The sequence below is a fragment of the Nocardioides sp. B-3 genome, assembly GCF_024703895.1.
In the GTDB taxonomy this organism is placed as follows: domain Bacteria; phylum Actinomycetota; class Actinomycetes; order Propionibacteriales; family Nocardioidaceae; genus Nocardioides.
In genome coordinates this window covers 496,933-512,031 of sequence record NZ_CP087968.1, presented here as the reverse complement: position 1 = coordinate 512,031, position 15,099 = coordinate 496,933, and the positions used below count along the sequence as shown (strand labels likewise).

Below are 15,099 nucleotides of genomic sequence, written 5' to 3'. Positions count from 1 at the left end.
CAACCCGTCGCTGCTGCTGCGCACAACGACGCCACGGTCACCGTGCGAGACACCGCGGCCGCCGTGGCTCCCTCGATCGCCTCCGGGGCGCACGGGCTGAGCCCCCGAGCTCGCCGTACCGTCCGCGACCGCGACGCCCACCGTGACCGCCGTCGTGCACCCCGCGGCCCAGCCCACGATCGTGCCGGTCCCGGCCGTCACCCCGACGCCGACGCCGACCCCGACTCCGCCCCCACACCCGGTCAAGACCAAGGACAAGGGCGCCCAGCCCGACGTCGTGGCGGCCCGCAAGGCCGCCCGGGAGGAGGCCGGGGATGCCCGGCGCGCGCTGAAGAAGGCCGACGAGGCCCTCGACGGGGACACCAAGGACGCCGCCAAGGCCGCCAAGGAGGCCGACAAGGCCCTCGAGGTCGCTGCCCGGGAGGCCGCGAAGGTCGAGAAGCACGACACGGTGCCGGGTGAGTCCCCGACGGCCGTACCCACGCCCTAGGCGCGGCGCCTCAGGTCAGGACGCGACCTCTGCCGGGTCGGCGGAGACCGAGATCTCCGTCGCGCTCTCGTCGGGGGTGAAGATCAGCTCGCCGGTGATCTTGCCGACCCGGCGCAGGTCGTCGGCGGCGGACTCGACGCCGGCCAGCAGCGCCGGCGGCCCGGTGATCTCCACGCGGGAGAGCTCGGCCTTCATCGAGACCTTGGCCTTCGACTTGGCACCCCGGACGCCCATCAGTGCGGCCGCGACGGCGGTCACGGCCGTCGGGTCGGCCGCAGCGGCCGAGCCGAGGTCGGCCGGCGTGGGCCAAGCGGCGTGGTGGATCGAGCCGTCCTGCCACCGGGACCAGACCTCTTCGGTGACGTAGGGCAGGAACGGCGCGAGCAGCCGCAGCTGGACGTGCAGCGCGATCGCCAGCGCGGCCTTCGCCGAGTGGGTGGCCGTGCCGCCGTCCTCGTCGTAGGCGCGCTCCTTGACCAGCTCGAGGTAGTCGTCGCAGAACTCCCAGAAGAACTTCTCGGTGACCTCGAGGGCGGTCGTGTAGTCGTAGGCGTCGAACGCCTCGGTCGCCTTGCGGGTGACCACCTCGAGGCGGCCGAGCAGCGCGCAGTCGATCGGCGCGCTGACGGCGAAGTGGTCGAGCGAGGTCGCGCCGACGTTGCCGAGCACGAACTTCGACGCGTTGAGGACCTTCATCGCCAGCCGGCGGCCGATCTTCATCTGCGACTCGTCGAACGGTGAGTCAGCACCCGGGCGGGCCCGGGGCGGCCCGCCAGCGGACAGCGTCGGCGCCGTACTTGTCCGGGATCTCGGTCGGGACGACGACGTTGCCCTTCGACTTCGACATCTTCTTGCGATCGGGGTCGACGATGAATCCGGAGATCATCGCGTGCGTCCACGGCGAGGCGTGCTGCTCGAAGTGGGCCCGCACGATCCGGCTGAACAGCCACGTGCGGATGATGTCGTGCGCGTGGGTGCACAGGTCGTAGGGGAAGACCCGCGAGAAGAGGTCCTCGTCGGTGAGCCAGCCGCCCGCGATCTGCGGCGTCAGTGACGACGTCGCCCACGTGTCCATGACGTCGGGGTCGCCCATGAAGCCGCCGGGCTGGCCGCGCTGCGCCTCGTCGAAGCCCTCGGGTGCCTGCGTCGACGGGTCGATCGGCAGCGCGTCCTCGCGGGGGAGCAGCGGGTGGTCGTAGTCGGGGTCGCCGGCCTCGTCGAGCGGGTACCACACCGGGAACGGGATGCCGAAGAACCGCTGGCGCGAGATCAGCCAGTCGCCGTTCAGGCCGCCGACCCAGTTGTCATAGCGGTGCTTCATGTGGCTCGGCAGCCGGGTGATCTCGTCGGCGCGCTCGAGCATCTCGGCTCGGACGTCGGCCTCGCGGCCGCCGTTGCGGATGTACCACTGACGGGTGGCCACGATCTCGAGCGGCTTGTCGCCCTTCTCATAGAAGTTGGCCATCCGCTGGGTGGCCTTCGGCTCACCGTCGAGGTCGCCCGACTCGCGCAGCGCGGCCACGACGGCCTCGCGCGCTGAAGGTCGTCTTGCCCTTGAGCTCTTCGTACGCCGTAACGCCGGCCTCGCTCGAGAGCCACTCCGGGGTCTCGCGGAGCATCCGCCCGTCCCGACCGACCGGGGTGCGGACCGGGAGGTTGAGCTCGCGCCACCACGTGACGTCGGTGAGGTCACCGAAGGTGCAGCACATGGCGATGCCCGCGCCCTTGTCGGGCTCGGCCGCCGGGTGGGCGAGGACCGGGATCTCGACGCCGAAGACCGGGCTGGTCACCGTCGTGCCGAAGAGCGCCCGGTAGCGCTCGTCGTCGGGGTGCGCGATCAGCGCGACGACGCTCGGGATCAGCTCGGGACGGGTGGTCTCGATCCACACCAAATTTTCTTGGTCAGGCTCGCCGTCGGGCCGGTGGAAGGCCACGCGGTGGTAGGCACTGGGTAGTCGCGCGCCTCGAGCTCGGCCCGGGCGACGGCGGTCTGGAAGGTGACGTCCCACAGGGTCGGCGCCTCCCCGGAGGTAGGCCTCACCACGCGCGAAGTTGCGCAGGAACGCGGTCTGGCTCACCTTCTGCGACTTGGCACCGATCGTCGTGTAGTTCTCGGACCAGTCGACGCTGAGGCCGAGGGTGCGCCACAGCGACTCGAAGACCAGCTCGTCCTCCTCGACGAGCCGCTCGCACAGCTCGATGAAGTTGGGCCGGCTGATCGGGACCTGCTTCTTCGGGTCGGGCTTCTCGGGCGGCGTGAAGTCTTCGTCGTAGGGCAGGCTCGGGTCGCAGCGGACGCCGAAGTAGTTCTGGACGCGGCGCTCGGTCGGGGAGACCGTTGTCGTCCCAGCCCATCGGGTAGAAGACCTTCTTGCCGGTCATCCGCTGGTAGCGCGCGATCAGGTCGGTGTGCGTGTAGGAGAAGACGTGCCCGACGTGCAGGCTGCCGCTCACGGTCGGCGGCGGGGTGTCGATGGAGTAGACGTCGGCGCGCGTGGCCGTGCGGTCGAACTTGTAGGTCTCGTCGTTCTTCCAGCGCTGCGACCATGTGGCCTCGAGCCCTTCGAGCACGGCCTTGTCGGGTACGACGACGTCGCGGCGTGCGGACGTCGTGGACTCGGGCTCAGGGCTGGTGTCAGTCATGTGCGCAGTCTATTGACGCCGCTCTGGCCTGCGAAAACGAGTTACCACCCGTGGTCACCGGTGACTAGCGTTGCGCCATGGACCTTGAGTTCTTCACCGACCCCGCCGCCTTCCTCGCCGCTGCCGGCGACCTGCTGGCGGCCGAGCCCCGTGCTGGGCACGGTGATCGCCGGGGTCAGCGACCGTGCCGGCGCGCGAGATCGTCGACGGGATCGACTCCCGGTCCGAGGTCGGCGCTCCCTTCGAGCGCTGGTGGCTGGCCGTGCGGGACGAGGCCGGGAAGGTGGTCAGCGTCGCCATGCGGACCGCGCCCTTCAAGCCCTATCCGATCTTCGCGCTGCCCATGTCCGACGAGGCCGCACGAGCGCTGGCGGTCGCGCTGCACGAGCGGGGCGAGGTGCTCGGCGGCGTCAACGGCGCGCTCCCGGCGGTCGAGGTGATCGCGGCCGAGACGGCCGGGCTGGCCGGCGGTGACCCCGAGGTCCACCACTCCATCCGGCTGTGGGAGGCGACGGAGGTCACGGTGCCGCCGCCACCGCCCGGACGACTGCGCCGGGCGACCGAGGACGACGCCGTGCTGGTGCTGGAGTGGTTCACCGCCTTCCACATCGAGGCGGACGAGCAGGCCGGCCGGGAGCCCGACCTCTCCAGCGGTGAGCACAACACCCGGAGAGCGTCCTCGTGCGGATCCGGGAGGGCGCCGAGTGGCTGTGGGAGCTGCCGTCGGGCGAGGTCGCGCACGTGACCGGACGCAGCCTGCCGTCCTACGGCGTCTCGCGGGTCGGCCCCGTCTTCACCCCGCGCGAGCACCGCGGAGCCGGGATCGCGTCCTACGTCGTGGGCGAGCTGACCCGGCTCGGTCTCGAGGCGGGGCACCGGATGTGCCTGTTCACCGATCGGGCCAACCCGACGTCGAACAAGATCTACGAGTCGCTCGGCTACCGACCGGTCGTCGACATGGCTCACCCGGTCATCGAGGCCCCTTAGACTCGCCACGAGATGAGTGACGACACCGCACACGCCCGCCCGGCCGAGACCTACGCCGAAGTCGAGGACGCCCTGCTGTCCCGCTGGCCCGAGACCAAGCTCGAGCCGAGCCCGGACCGGATCCGCGCCTTCACCGAGCTGCTCGGGGAGCCGCAGCGGTCCTTCCGGGTGATCCACCTGACCGGCACCAACGGCAAGACCTCCACCAGCCGGATGATCGAGCAGCTGCTCGCGCGCTCGACCTGCGCACCGGCCGCTTCACCAGCCCGCACCTCGAGCGGATGAGCGAGCGGATCAGCATCGACGGGGAACAGCTCACCGACGAGGAGTTCGTCCGTGCGTTCAACGACGTTGCGGCGTACACGCACCTCGTCGACGAGGACCCGGGACCACCCGCTGTCGTTCTTCGAGACCATGGTCGGGATGGCCTACGCCGCCTTCGCCGACGCGCCGGTCGACGTCGCGGTCATCGAGGTGGGCATGGGTGGCAGCTGGGACGCCACCAATGTCGCCGACGCCGACGTCGCGGTCGTGCTGCCGATCGCGGTCGACCACGCGAAGTACCTCGGCGACAGCGTCGCCGCCATCGCCCGGGAGAAGGCCGGCATCCTCAAGGAGGGCTCCTACGCCGTCCTCGCCGAGCAGACGCCCGACGTCGCCGCGGTGCTGCTCGAGCGCTCCGTCGAGGTCGGCGCGACCGTCGCGCGAGGGCATGGAGTTCGGGGTCATCTCGCGTGTGCCCGCCATCGGCGGCCAGATGCTGAGCCTGCAGGGCCTGCGCGGTCGCTACGACGACGTCTTCCTGCCCTTGTACGGCGCCCACCGGGCCCAGAACGCCGCCGTCGCGCTCGCCGCGGTGGAGGCCTTCGGCAACGGCGAGCCGCTCGATGCCGAGATCGTGCGCGCCGCCTTCGCCGAGGTCACCAGCCCGGGGCGGCTCGAGATCATTCGTCGCAGCCCGACGATCGTGCTCGACGCGGCCCACAACCCGCACGGCGCCGAGGCCACGGCCGAGGCGCTCGAGGACTCCTTCAGCTTCTCGCCGCTGATCGGCGTGATGGGCGTGATGGGTGACAAGGACGCCGATGGCGTGCTCGCCGCCTTCGAGCCGCACTTCCACCACCTCATCTGCACCCAGAACTCCACGTCGCGCTCGATGTCGGCCGCCGACACGGGCGCCGCCGCGATCGAGATCTACGGCGAGGACCGCGTCACCGTCGTGCCCGACCTCGCCGAGGCGATCGACCGGGCCGCGACCCCGGCCGAGGCCGGCGAGGCCTTCGGTGACGCCTTCGGTGCCGGAGCCGTGCTGGTCACCGGTTCGGTGGTCACCGTCGGGGAGGCTCGCTCGATGCTGGTCCGGAAGGGGCGTCGATGAGCGACATCGAGGCCACCGCACCGCAGAACACCGAGCGCTCGCCCCGACGTGGCATGTGCGCGGCGGTGCTCTGCCCGGAGGCCATCACCATCGGCCTGACGACCCCGGTGATGATCACGATCGCCGGCGTCGCCACCGGCACCGCGCTCGTCGTGGGGGTCGGGCTCGCGGTCGCGTGCCTGCTGCTGGCCGGCATGCTGCGGGCGCCTTGGGCCTACACCGCGGGCTACGTCATCCGGGTCGCCGCGATCGGACTCGGCTTCGTGATCCCGATGATGTTCCTGCTGGGCGGCATCTTCGCTGCCCTGTGGGCCACGGCCGATCACCTCGGACGCAAGATCGAGCGCGAGAAGGCGGCCCCCGGGCGGCGTACCGCGCCGAGAACCCGCTGTAGTCCTGAACCCGACGCCGCCCCTGGTCTGAACTGCCCGTCAGTCCTCCGCGAGCGCCTCGACCAGCACGGCCAGCGCGCGTTCTGAGCTCCTCGTCGGTCGGCCCGCCGAACCCGACGACCAGCCCGGACAGCTCGGCGCTGCGGCAGTAGCCCGCGAGCAGGTTGACCCGGAATCCGGCCGCCTCGGCGGCCGCTCGGGCGCGCACGGCCTTGCGGTGGGGGAGCAACCGGGTGGAGTACATGCCTGCCACGGGTCCCGCCAGCTCTGCGTACGGCGACAGCGCGGCCACGACGCGCGGGGCGCGTTCGCCGTACACCCGACGCGCGGAGCGCACCACGGCGTCGAGGTAGCCGTCGCGGACCAGCGCCACGAACGCCCGCTGCACGGGGCCGGGCGGGCGCGTCGTGGGTGATCGCACGGTGCCGTTCCACCTCCGGACGCAGGGACGCCGGCGGCACCATCCAGCCCAGCCGGAGCGAGGGCAGGACCGACTTCGACGCGGTGCCGAGGTAGGCGACCACGTCGGGGTCGATCGAGGCGAGGGCCGGCACCGGGGCGACGTCGTAGCGGAACTCGGAGTCGTAGTCGTCCTCGATCACCACGGCGCCGTCGCGGCGTGCGGCGGCCAGCAGCGTCAGCCTGTCCTCGGCGGGCATCACCCGGCCGAGCGGGTGCTGGTGGGCCGGCGTGACGTACGCCGCCGCGCATTCGGAGAGATTCGTGATCGGCAGCAGGGCCGGATGGTCGCGGACGTCGCGCCCGCTCTCGCGCACGGTCAGGGCGGCGGCGCGGTAGCCGGGGTCCTCGATCACGACCGGCTGCCGTGGCAGGGCGTTGAGGATGTGCCGGAGCCCGGCGGTGGTGCCCGCGGTGATGCTCAGCTCGTCAGGGTCGACGCCCAGCCCGCGGGTCGTGCCGAGCCGTTCGGCCAGCAGCGCGCGCAGCTCCGGCAGCCCGCGAGCGTCGTCGTAGCCGCGCGGCGGCGTCGCCGACGAGACCTCGCGCCGGGCGCGGCGCCGGGCGGCGTCGTGGCGGGTGTCGACCCACGGCGTGCCGGCGTCGAGGGGGACCAGCGGGCGTCGTGGCTGAGGCCTTCGCCCGGGTCGCGACGTCGGAGGGCGGGGCCCGGGACCGCCGCTGACCCAGCTGCCGGCGCCCTGCCGCGCCTCGAGCCAGCCCTCCGCCCGCAGCTGGTCCCACGCCTGCTCGGTGACCGCCCGGGAGACGCCCGGGTCGGCCGCGAGCCGCCGGGTGCTGGGCAGCCGAGTGCCGTGGGCGAGGGTGCCGGCCAGCACGAGCCGGCGGACCCGGTCAGCCAGCTGGACGCCGAGCGGTCGGCCGTCGGCGCGGTCGAGAGTCACCGGAAGCATGGAAGTGGCCTGTCTGTTTGGTGTTGAAGTGGCTCGTGCACGCAAGCCACTGTCGCGCCACGATGGTAGCCATGGACAGCACCACGACCCTCGAACCGACCGCCCGCACCACGATCGGGCGGGGCCGCAACCGCGCCGTGGCCGACCGTGGCCGGCTGATGGCCCTGCTCGGCGACGCGCTGATCGCCCACGTCGGCGTCGTGATGGGGGAGCACCCCGTGGTGCTGCCCACCGCCTTCGCGGTCGACGCGGACGGCCCCGACGCCGGAGGCACGCTCTACCTGCACGGCTCCGTGGCGGCCGGCTGGTTGCGCGCGGCCCCCGACGCGACGGTGTGCGTCACCGTGACGGAGCTCGACGGGCTGGTCGCCGGCCGCTCGGCCTTCCACCACTCGATGAACTACCGGTCGGCGGTGATCATCGGCACGGGCCGCTCCGGTCGAAGATGCGTCCGAGCGCCAGCACGCGCTCGACCTCATCGTCGACCACATGATCCCGGGGCGGGCGGCGACCTTGCGGGCCAGCACGCGCAAGGAGCTTGCCGCGACCGCCGTCGTCGCCGTACCCCTCCACGAGGCGTCGATGAAGGAGCGCGCCGGCGGGCCGGGGGACGAGCCGGAGGATGTGTCGGCCGGTGGGTGGGGCGGGCACATCCCGCTCCTCCGGGTGGCCGCAACCCCGGTCCCCGACGCGGACGCCGCCGGGGCGGTACCCGGCGAGGTGGTGGCTCGCGCCCGGGCCCCGGCTGCCCGCTAGGCTCCGGCCCATGACCGAGCGCTCTCTTGTCCTTGTCAAGCCCGACGGCGTGCGCCGCGGCCTCACCGGCGAGGTGATCCGCCGGATCGAGGCGAAGGGCTACGCCCCCGGTCGCCCTCGAGCTGCGGGAGGCGACGCCCGAGCTGCTCGCCGAGCACTACGCCGAGCACGAGGGCAAGCCGTTCTACGAGCCGCTCGTCGAGTTCATGCTGTCCGGCCCGGTGGCCGCGATGGTGCTCGAGGGGGAGCGCTGCATCGAGGGCTTTCGCTCGCTCGCCGGCGCCACCGACCCGACCGTCGCCGCCCCCGGCACGATCCGTGGCGACCTCGGCCGTGACTGGGGCTTGAAGGTCCAGCAGAACCTCGTCCACGGCTCCGACGCCCCCGAGTCCGCCGCCCGCGAGATCGGCATCTGGTTTCCCGACCTCGGAGCCTGACGCGGCCGAAGGCCCCTCGTCGCGCGACTGGTCAGGGAAGTCGTGCACATGTCAGGTGCTGCAACCCCTGACACATGAAGGAGTCCCCGGATATCCGGGGACTCCACCACATGTCAGGGAGGTTTTCAGGCCTTGCGGCCACCACCCAGCAGCCCGCCGAGCAGGTCGCCGAGGATCGAGCCGGCACCCTTGTCCGCGGACGACGGCGTGCCGGCACCTGAGGCGGCTCCGCCCGAGATGCTGGACAGGATCGAGCCGAGGACACCGCCGCCGGCGGCTCCGCCGAGCGCGCCGGTCTTGCCGCCGACCTGCTTGGCGAGGTAGCTCAGCACGATGGGCGCGAGGATCGGGATCAGCTTGGAGACCGGGCCGCTGGAGACACCGGTCGACCCGAGCTGGCTGACCACCCGGTCCCTGGTTGGCGCCGAAGATGTGGGCGGCGATCTTCTGCCCCTCCGCCACGTCGACGTCGTTGACGTCCACCGGAGGCGTGGCGACGTCGTTGTCGTGCTGCGCGACCGCCTCGGCGAGCGATGCCTCACCACCCGGGTCGGCGGCGTTGGCCTCGAGGCCGCCGAGCAGCGCGGGCAGGGCCACGTCAACCGCACGGCGTACCTCGTCGGGATCCTCTCCGAGCTGGGAGGCGATCTGGTCGATGGGCAGGGTCGAGAGGAGCTCGTTGATGTCAGCCATGCAGGAAACCTAGCGCCGCGCGTGTCCTCCCGGGAACAGGCTGGAGCGCTACCTACCCTGAGCCTTGGGTCGGAGAAGTGCCGCGCCCACCTTCCCCCGTACACACGCATCTCCCAGCGAGGCATCGCAGATGGCTTCTAGTTTCGTCGGCCGTGACATGGCCGTGGACCTCGGCACCGCCAACACGCTGGTCTATGTCCGCGGCAAGGGCGTCGTGCTCGACGAGCCGTCCGTGGTGGCCATGAACACCACCACCGGCGAGGTCCTCGCGGTGGGCCACGAGGCCAAGCGGATGATCGGTCGCACGCCTGACAACATCGCCGCCATCCGGCCGCTCAAGGACGGCGTCATCGCCGACTTCGAGGCGACCGAGCAGATGCTGCGCTACTTCATCCAGCAGGTGCACCGCCGGCGCTACTTCGCCAAGCCCCGGATGGTGATCTGCGTGCCCAGCGGCATCACCGCGGTCGAGCAGCGCGCGGTCAAGGAGGCCGGCTACCGGGCCGGCGCCCGCAAGGTCTACATCGTCGAGGAGCCGATGGCCGCCGCCATCGGGGCCGGCCTGCCCGTGCACGAGGCCACCGGCAACATGATCGTCGACGTCGGCGGCGGCACCACCGAGGTCGCGGTGATCAGCCTCGGCGGCATCGTCACCAGCATGAGCGTGCGCACGGCCGGCGACGACCTCGACCGGGCGATCATCGCGTGGATGAAGAAGGAGTTCTCCCTGATGCTGGGGGAGCGCACCGCCGAGGAGATGAAGATGACCCTCGGCTCGGCCTTCCCACTGCCCAACGAGCCGGAGGCGGAGATCCGTGGTCGCGACATGGTCTCCGGCCTGCCGCGCACCGTCGTCGTCTCCAGCGCGGAGCTGCGCCGGGCGCTCGAGGAGCCGCTGCACAACATCATCGACGCGGTTCGCAGCACGCTCGACCAGACTCCGCCCGAGCTCGCCGGCGACATCATGGACCGCGGCATCGTGCTCACCGGCGGCGGTGCCCTGCTCCGCGGCCTCGACGAGCGGCTGCGCCACGAGACCGGCATGCCTGTGCACGTGGCCGAGGACCCGCTCTCCAGCGTCGCCTTCGGCGCCGGCAAGTGCGTCGAGGAGTTCGAGGCGCTCCAGCAGGTGCTCGTCTCGGACGTACGGCGATTCTGATGGCCGGGCTCGGGGGAGGCGGCGTGACAGGCGGCCGCGAACGTCGCTGGCGCGGCATGGACCGACTCGACTCGCGCAACCGACCGCCACGGTCGTTGCTCGTCGCGCTGGTCCCGGCCAGCGTCACCCTGATCACCCCGGACTTCCACGGTGGCACCGACTCCCCGGTCGAGCCGGCCCGACGCGTGCTCGGCGAGGCCTTCGGCCCGGTCGAGTCGGGCGCCGCGGCCGTGATCCGCCCGTTCACCGCCGTCCCGAGCTGGTTCCGCGCGAAGGGCTCCCTGAGCGACGAGGTCCGCAAGCTCGAGGCCGAGAACTCCGACCTCAGGAGCCGGGTCGCGACCGCCGGCCCGGGACCAGGAACCGGCTCGAGGAGTACGACGGCCTCACCCAGTCCGCCGAGAGCCTCGGCCGGGCCCCCGGTCCCGGCCCGGGTCGTGGCCTACGGCTCGTCGCAGTCCTTCAGCAACACCGTCACCATCGACGCCGGCTCGCAGTCGGGCATCGGCCCCGACATGACGGTCATCAACAACGATGGACTGGTCGGCCGGGTGCTGCGCGTCACCCGCACCACGGCGACGGTGCTGTTGATCATCGACAAGGAGTCCAACGTCGGCGGCCGGGTCGGGTCGAGCCCGGAGATCGGCTTCGTCAAGGGCCCGGGCTCGCTGGCCGACGACGAGCTCGAGCTGCACCTCGTCGACGACGCGGTCGTCCCGGCCAAGCACGACACGGTCGTCACGTGGGGGAGTGCCGAGGGGGCCCTATCAGCGCGGCGTCCCGGTCGGCCGGGTCACCGACGTCTACACCAGCCTGATCGGGAGCAGCCAGCGCGCCGTGATCGAGCCGTTCGTCAACTTCTCCGCGCTCGACGTGGTCGGCGTGATGGTGCCGACCGGGACGACCAGCGACCGTGCGGTCATCGAGGCCGACGGAGCGCTGCGATGACCCGGGTTCCGGGTGGTCGTCGCTGCCCCCGGCCATCTCCGCGGCACTGGTCCTTCAGGTCTCCCTGTTCCCGCACTTCGCGTGGCACGGCATCGTCCCCAACCTCTGCCTGCTCGTCGTCGTGGCCGCTGCGCTCACGATCGACGCCCCCTCGGCGATGCTGCTCGGCTTCGCCGCGGGCGTGGCCCTCGACCTCGTCCCGCCCGCCGACCACGTCGCCGGACGTTGGGCGCTGGCGCTGACCACGGTGGCGTTCCCCGGCCGCCCGGGTGCGCCGGGACGTGAAGCCGACGGCCACCGCCGTCGTCGGCACGGTCGCCGCGGCCTCCTTCGTCGGCACCTCGATCTTCGCGCTTACCGGGCTGCTGCTGGGCGAGAGCGGCTCGGTGCCCGACCTGCTGCTGGTCATCGTCGTGGCCGTGCTGTGGGACGTGCTGCTCACCCCGTTCGTGCTGCCGCCGCTGATGCGCCTGTTCGCACCGCTCGATCCGAAGGCGGCGACCGCCTGATGGCCGTCTCCGGTTCGCAGAAGAGCCGCCTGCGCCTCGTCGTGGTCCAGGGCGCTCGTCTTCTCCCTCTTCGCCACGCTCTTCGTCCGGCTCTACTACCTCCGGGTCGTGGGCGGCGAGGGCTACCGAGGCGCAGGCCGCCAACCAGTCGGTCCGCGACGTCGTGGTCCAGCCGCAGCGCGGCCTGATCGTCGATGACCGGGGCCGCCCGCTGGTCGCCAATCGCACGTCCCGGGTGATCTCGATCGATCGCAACCTCGTCGACAAGCTCGGCGAGCGCCAGCGCACCGAGCTGATCCGTCGCGTCGCCGTGGTGGTCGACGAGGCTCCGCAGGACATCGAGGAACGGCTCATCACCTGCGGCCACGAGGGCAGCATGCGCGGCACCTGCTGGAACGGCTCGCCCTACCAGCCCGTCCCGGTCGCCAGTGACGTGAGCAAGGACGTCGCGCTGCGCGTCCTCGAGCAGCAGGAGGACTACCCCGGCGTCGTCGCCGAGCAGCAGAACGTCCGCGCCTACCCGCGTCCGTTCGGGGTCAACCTCGCACACGTGCTCGGCTACCTCTCGCCGATCACCGAGGACGAGCACGACGCAGCGCAGGACGCCGACGACCAGTCGCTCAACGCCGCCTCGAGCGTCGGGCGGGCCGGGATCGAGAAGCAGTACGACGAGTGGTTGCGCGGACTTCCCGGCTATCGGCGCGTCGCTGTCGACTCGATGGGGCGCGTGCTCGGCGACGACGGCACGATCGAGGCGACGCCCGGCGACACCCTCGTCACCTCCATCGACGCCAAGGTGCAGGGGGTCGTGGAGAAGCAGCTGGCCGAGCGGATCGCCTACCAGCGGACCCAGCTCGACACCGTCACCGGGCGCAAGTACGAAGCCGACTCCGGCGCCGCCGTGGTGCTGGAGGCGAAGACCGGCCGTGTCGTCGCGATGGCCAGCCAACCGACGTACGACCCGGGCGTCTGGGTCGGCGGGATCACCACCAAGGAGCTCGAGCGGCTCTATTCCGAGGAGGCCGGCACGCCGTTGCTCTCGCGCGCCACCCGGGGGCCAGTTCGCACCCGGCTCGACGTGGAAGCCGTTCATGACGGCCGCGGCGCTGCAGAACGGCTACGGCACGGACACCAGCCTGCCGTGCCCGAGCGGGTTCCGAGTCGGCAACCGGGTCTTCAAGAACTACGAGTCGGGCTCCTACGGCAGCATCGGCTTCGCCAAGGCGCTCGAGGTCTCCTGCAACACCTTCTTCTACCGGGTCGGCTACCACTACTGGCAGAAGTTCGGCAGCGACGAGGCCGACGTCGACGCGAGGGACCCCCTCGTCGAGGAGGCGCAGACCTTCGGGTTCGGCAGTCGCACCGGCATCGACATCCCGGGCGAGGCACCCGGCCGGATCGCGGACCGGACGTGGAAGCGCGACTACTACGAGTCGATGAAGGACTACTACTGCGACCTGTCCGCCAAGCCGCAGACCAAGGCGACCAGCGACTACGTCTACCAGCTCGCGCGCGAGTTCTGCATCGACGGCTACGCCTACCGCGCCGGTGACGCCGCCAACTTCGCCATCGGGCAGGGCGACACCATCGTCACCCCGCTGCAGCTGGCCCGTGCCTACGCCGCCATCTCCAACGGCGGCACGCTCTACGCCCCGACCGTGGCCAAGGCGCTGGTCAGCCCGAGCGGTGAGGTGCTGCGCCGGTTCGCTCCGCGCAAGACCGGTTCGGTCGACGTACCCACGAAGCTCCTCGACTACATCGACGAGGCACTGAAGGGCGTGACCCGGGTCGGCACCATGGCTTGGAAGATGGGCGGCTTCCCGCTCGACGACGTCGTGGTCCGGTCCAAGACCGGCTCCGCGGAGGTCGTCGGCAAGCAGACGACCGGCTGGGTCGCGTCCTACACCGAGGACTACGTCGTGGTGATGATGATCAGCCGGGGCGGCACCGGGTCTGGCTCCACCGGCGACGCGATCCGCAAGATCTGGGAGACCCTCTACGGCGTCAAGGGGGAGAAGGTGGTGCCGCAGCAGGCCGCCATCCCCGGCGTGGTGGCCCCGAAGGCGCTGCCGACCTTCCTCGAGGACGGGTCGATCCTGCCGCCCGTGAAGGAGACCCGATGAGCACGCCGACCTCCGGTCGCACCACGCTGAAGGCGCCCGGGCTCGACTGGCTGCTGATGGTCGCGGCGCTGGCGCTCGTCGTCATGGGCACCCTGCTGGTCTGGTCGGCGACCTCGACCCGTGAGGACCTGACCGGCGGCGAGACCACGGCCTACCTCACCAAGCAGCTCGTCAACGTCGCGATCGGCCCGGGTGCTGATGGTGACGGTGATGGCCACCGACCACCGCTGGGTGCGGATCATCGCGCCAGTGTTCTACCTCGGGTCGATCGTCGGGCTCGCGCTCGTGCTGGTGGCCGGGTCGACGATCAACGGCTCGCGCTCGTGGCTCCAGCTGGGCGGCATGTCCATCCAGCCGTCGGAGTTCGCCAAGCTCTCCGTGGTCGTGGGCATGGCCCTGCTCGTCGCCGAGCGCACCGAGGGCCGCTGGCGCCGCGGTGTCCGCTCCGTCGAGGTGATCGGCATGCTGGTCATCGCCGGCATCCCGGCCGCGCTGATCATGCTGCAGCCCGACCTCGGCACCATGCTGGTCCTCACGGCGACCGTCTTCGGCGTCCTCGCGGTCTCCGGCGCCGACCGGCGCTGGCTGATGGGCCTCAGCGTCGCTGGCATCGCCGCCGCGGCGGTCGCGGTCTCCGCCGGCGTGCTGAAGGACTACCGGGTCGACCGCTTCATGGCCTTCACCAACCCCGGCCTCGACCCGCGCGGTGCCGGCTACAACACCGAGCAGGCCCGGATCGCCGTCGGCAACGGCGGACTCTTCGGCCGGGGGCCTCTTCGACGGTTCCCAGACCCGTTCGGGCTTCGTGCCCGAGCAGCACACCGACTTCATCTTCACCGTCGCCGGCGAGGAGCTCGGGCTGGTCGGTGCGGGCCTGCTGATCGCGCTGCTCGCCATCGTCATCTGGCGCGCGCTCGCGATCTCGGCCGACACCGACGACATGTTCGGCCGCATCGCCGCCGCCGGCATCGCCTGCTGGTTCGGCTTCCGGGCCTTCCAGAACATCGGCATGTGCCTCGGGATCATGCCGGTGACCGGAGTCCCGCTGCCCTTCGTGTCGTACGGCGGCAGCTCGATGTTCGCCGGCATGCTGGCGCTCGGCCTGCTCCAGAACATCCACCTGCGTTCCTCGGCGGCGCTGCCGACCCGGCTGCTCGCGACACCGCGGGTGCTGGTCCGCCGCTAGGGCTGAGACCGGTTTCCCCTTGCCG

16 protein-coding genes and 6 pseudogenes are annotated in these 15,099 nt (G+C 71.6%); 18 read left to right on the top strand and 4 right to left on the bottom strand.

What is annotated here, in order from left to right:
* Positions 1–142 precede the first annotated feature (142 nt).
* Positions 143–490: a hypothetical protein gene (locus LP418_RS03415; protein WP_257955236.1), complete on the top strand. Its 348-nt coding sequence runs from the start codon at positions 143–145 to the stop codon at positions 488–490.
* A 15-nt stretch (positions 491–505) separates the two neighbouring features.
* On the opposite strand, the pseudogene valS reads toward LP418_RS03415, so the two are convergent.
* Positions 506–3,133, bottom strand: a pseudogene (gene valS / locus LP418_RS03410) (valine--tRNA ligase).
* A 184-nt stretch (positions 3,134–3,317) separates the two neighbouring features.
* Here valS and LP418_RS03405 point away from each other — a divergent pair.
* The 6 genes from LP418_RS03405 to LP418_RS03390 are packed head-to-tail and all read left to right on the top strand — an operon-like array spanning position 3,318 to position 5,977.
* Positions 3,318–3,878 (top strand): hypothetical protein, encoded by a 561-nt coding sequence (locus LP418_RS03405; RefSeq protein WP_257955235.1) that lies wholly within the window; start codon positions 3,318–3,320, stop codon positions 3,876–3,878.
* Positions 3,875–4,120: a GNAT family N-acetyltransferase gene (locus tag LP418_RS03400; protein WP_257955234.1), complete on the top strand. Its 246-nt coding sequence runs from the start codon at positions 3,875–3,877 to the stop codon at positions 4,118–4,120. Before LP418_RS03405 ends, LP418_RS03400 begins: the two co-directional genes overlap by 4 nt.
* Positions 4,121–4,132: 12 nt before the next feature.
* The gene (locus LP418_RS30255) at positions 4,133–4,405 is read left to right on the top strand and encodes a hypothetical protein (protein ID WP_336275894.1); all 273 of its coding nucleotides are present in this window, start codon (positions 4,133–4,135) and stop codon (positions 4,403–4,405) included.
* Positions 4,402–4,884, top strand: a complete 483-nt coding sequence (locus LP418_RS30250) for a hypothetical protein (protein WP_336275893.1) — start codon at positions 4,402–4,404, stop codon at positions 4,882–4,884. The genes LP418_RS30255 and LP418_RS30250 overlap by 4 nt, the downstream gene beginning before the upstream one ends.
* Positions 4,833–5,498, top strand: coding sequence for a glutamate ligase domain-containing protein (locus tag LP418_RS30245; RefSeq protein ID WP_336275892.1), 666 nt, complete (start codon positions 4,833–4,835; stop codon positions 5,496–5,498). Before LP418_RS30250 ends, LP418_RS30245 begins: the two co-directional genes overlap by 52 nt.
* Positions 5,495–5,977, top strand: a complete 483-nt coding sequence (locus LP418_RS03390) for a DUF4233 domain-containing protein (protein ID WP_257955233.1) — start codon at positions 5,495–5,497, stop codon at positions 5,975–5,977. Before LP418_RS30245 ends, LP418_RS03390 begins: the two co-directional genes overlap by 4 nt.
* A 428-nt stretch (positions 5,978–6,405) precedes the next feature.
* Here LP418_RS03390 and LP418_RS03385 read toward each other — a convergent pair.
* Positions 6,406–7,263, bottom strand: a pseudogene (locus LP418_RS03385) (aminotransferase-like domain-containing protein); the annotation flags it as partial.
* Between the two features lie 71 nt (positions 7,264–7,334).
* On the opposite strand from LP418_RS03385, the gene LP418_RS32275 reads away from it, so the two are divergent.
* The 3 genes and pseudogenes from LP418_RS32275 (at position 7,335) to LP418_RS03370 (ending at position 8,456) form a co-directional block, all read left to right on the top strand.
* Positions 7,335–8,033 carry a pyridoxamine 5'-phosphate oxidase family protein gene (locus LP418_RS32275; protein ID WP_442940098.1) on the top strand — a complete coding sequence of 233 codons (699 nt, stop codon included), beginning with the start codon at positions 7,335–7,337 and terminating at the stop codon, positions 8,031–8,033.
* A pseudogene (locus LP418_RS32270) lies at positions 8,030–8,083 on the top strand (nucleoside-diphosphate kinase); the annotation flags it as partial. The gene LP418_RS32275 and the pseudogene LP418_RS32270, both read left to right, overlap by 4 nt.
* A 58-nt stretch (positions 8,084–8,141) precedes the next feature.
* The gene (locus tag LP418_RS03370; RefSeq protein WP_442940221.1) at positions 8,142–8,456 is read left to right on the top strand and encodes a nucleoside-diphosphate kinase; all 315 of its coding nucleotides are present in this window, start codon (positions 8,142–8,144) and stop codon (positions 8,454–8,456) included.
* Between the two features lie 125 nt (positions 8,457–8,581).
* On the opposite strand, the gene LP418_RS32265 is transcribed toward LP418_RS03370, so the two are convergent.
* Positions 8,582–8,863, bottom strand: coding sequence for a DUF937 domain-containing protein (locus LP418_RS32265; protein WP_442940220.1), 282 nt, complete (start codon positions 8,861–8,863; stop codon positions 8,582–8,584).
* 19 nt (positions 8,864–8,882) lie between these two features.
* Positions 8,883–9,149: pseudogene (locus LP418_RS32260) on the bottom strand (DUF937 domain-containing protein); the annotation flags it as partial.
* 130 nt (positions 9,150–9,279) lie between these two features.
* Here LP418_RS32260 and LP418_RS03360 point away from each other — a divergent pair.
* The 8 genes and pseudogenes from LP418_RS03360 (at position 9,280) to LP418_RS03325 (ending at position 15,074) form a co-directional block, all read left to right on the top strand.
* Positions 9,280–10,308, top strand: a complete 1,029-nt coding sequence (locus LP418_RS03360) for a rod shape-determining protein (RefSeq protein WP_257955231.1) — start codon at positions 9,280–9,282, stop codon at positions 10,306–10,308.
* Between the two features lie 23 nt (positions 10,309–10,331).
* Positions 10,332–11,498 carry a rod shape-determining protein MreC gene (mreC, locus tag LP418_RS03355; protein WP_257955230.1) on the top strand — a complete coding sequence of 389 codons (1,167 nt, stop codon included), beginning with the start codon at positions 10,332–10,334 and terminating at the stop codon, positions 11,496–11,498.
* 39 nt (positions 11,499–11,537) lie between these two features.
* Positions 11,538–11,765 (top strand): hypothetical protein, encoded by a 228-nt coding sequence (locus tag LP418_RS03350; RefSeq protein WP_257955229.1) that lies wholly within the window; start codon positions 11,538–11,540, stop codon positions 11,763–11,765.
* Positions 11,765–11,953, top strand: a complete 189-nt coding sequence (locus LP418_RS03345) for a hypothetical protein (RefSeq protein WP_257955228.1) — start codon at positions 11,765–11,767, stop codon at positions 11,951–11,953. Before LP418_RS03350 ends, LP418_RS03345 begins: the two co-directional genes overlap by 1 nt.
* Positions 11,929–12,441, top strand: a pseudogene (locus LP418_RS30235) (penicillin-binding protein 2); the annotation flags it as partial. The gene LP418_RS03345 and the pseudogene LP418_RS30235, both read left to right, overlap by 25 nt.
* Positions 12,442–12,856: 415 nt before the next feature.
* Positions 12,857–13,888: a penicillin-binding transpeptidase domain-containing protein gene (locus tag LP418_RS03335; protein WP_257955227.1), complete on the top strand. Its 1,032-nt coding sequence runs from the start codon at positions 12,857–12,859 to the stop codon at positions 13,886–13,888.
* 198 nt (positions 13,889–14,086) lie between these two features.
* Positions 14,087–14,599: pseudogene (locus tag LP418_RS03330) on the top strand (FtsW/RodA/SpoVE family cell cycle protein); the annotation flags it as partial.
* 94 nt (positions 14,600–14,693) lie between these two features.
* Positions 14,694–15,074, top strand: a complete 381-nt coding sequence (locus LP418_RS03325) for an FtsW/RodA/SpoVE family cell cycle protein (protein ID WP_257955226.1) — start codon at positions 14,694–14,696, stop codon at positions 15,072–15,074.
* The last annotated feature ends 25 nt before the right edge of the window (positions 15,075–15,099 follow it).

What these genes read in the sequence shown, in the direction of transcription:
- LP418_RS30255 (WP_336275894.1), top strand. Translation starts at nt 4,133, where the DNA reads ATGAGTGACGACACCGCACACGCCCGCCCGGCCGAGACCTACGCCGAA.
- LP418_RS30250 (WP_336275893.1), top strand. Translation starts at nt 4,402, where the DNA reads ATGAGCGAGCGGATCAGCATCGACGGGGAACAGCTCACCGACGAGGAG.
- LP418_RS30245 (WP_336275892.1), top strand. Translation starts at nt 4,833, where the DNA reads ATGGAGTTCGGGGTCATCTCGCGTGTGCCCGCCATCGGCGGCCAGATG.
- LP418_RS03390 (WP_257955233.1), top strand. Translation starts at nt 5,495, where the DNA reads ATGAGCGACATCGAGGCCACCGCACCGCAGAACACCGAGCGCTCGCCC.
- LP418_RS32275 (WP_442940098.1), top strand. Translation starts at nt 7,335, where the DNA reads ATGGACAGCACCACGACCCTCGAACCGACCGCCCGCACCACGATCGGG.
- LP418_RS03360 (WP_257955231.1), top strand. Translation starts at nt 9,280, where the DNA reads ATGGCTTCTAGTTTCGTCGGCCGTGACATGGCCGTGGACCTCGGCACC.
- LP418_RS03345 (WP_257955228.1), top strand. Translation starts at nt 11,765, where the DNA reads ATGGCCGTCTCCGGTTCGCAGAAGAGCCGCCTGCGCCTCGTCGTGGTC.
- LP418_RS03335 (WP_257955227.1), top strand. Translation starts at nt 12,857, where the DNA reads ATGACGGCCGCGGCGCTGCAGAACGGCTACGGCACGGACACCAGCCTG.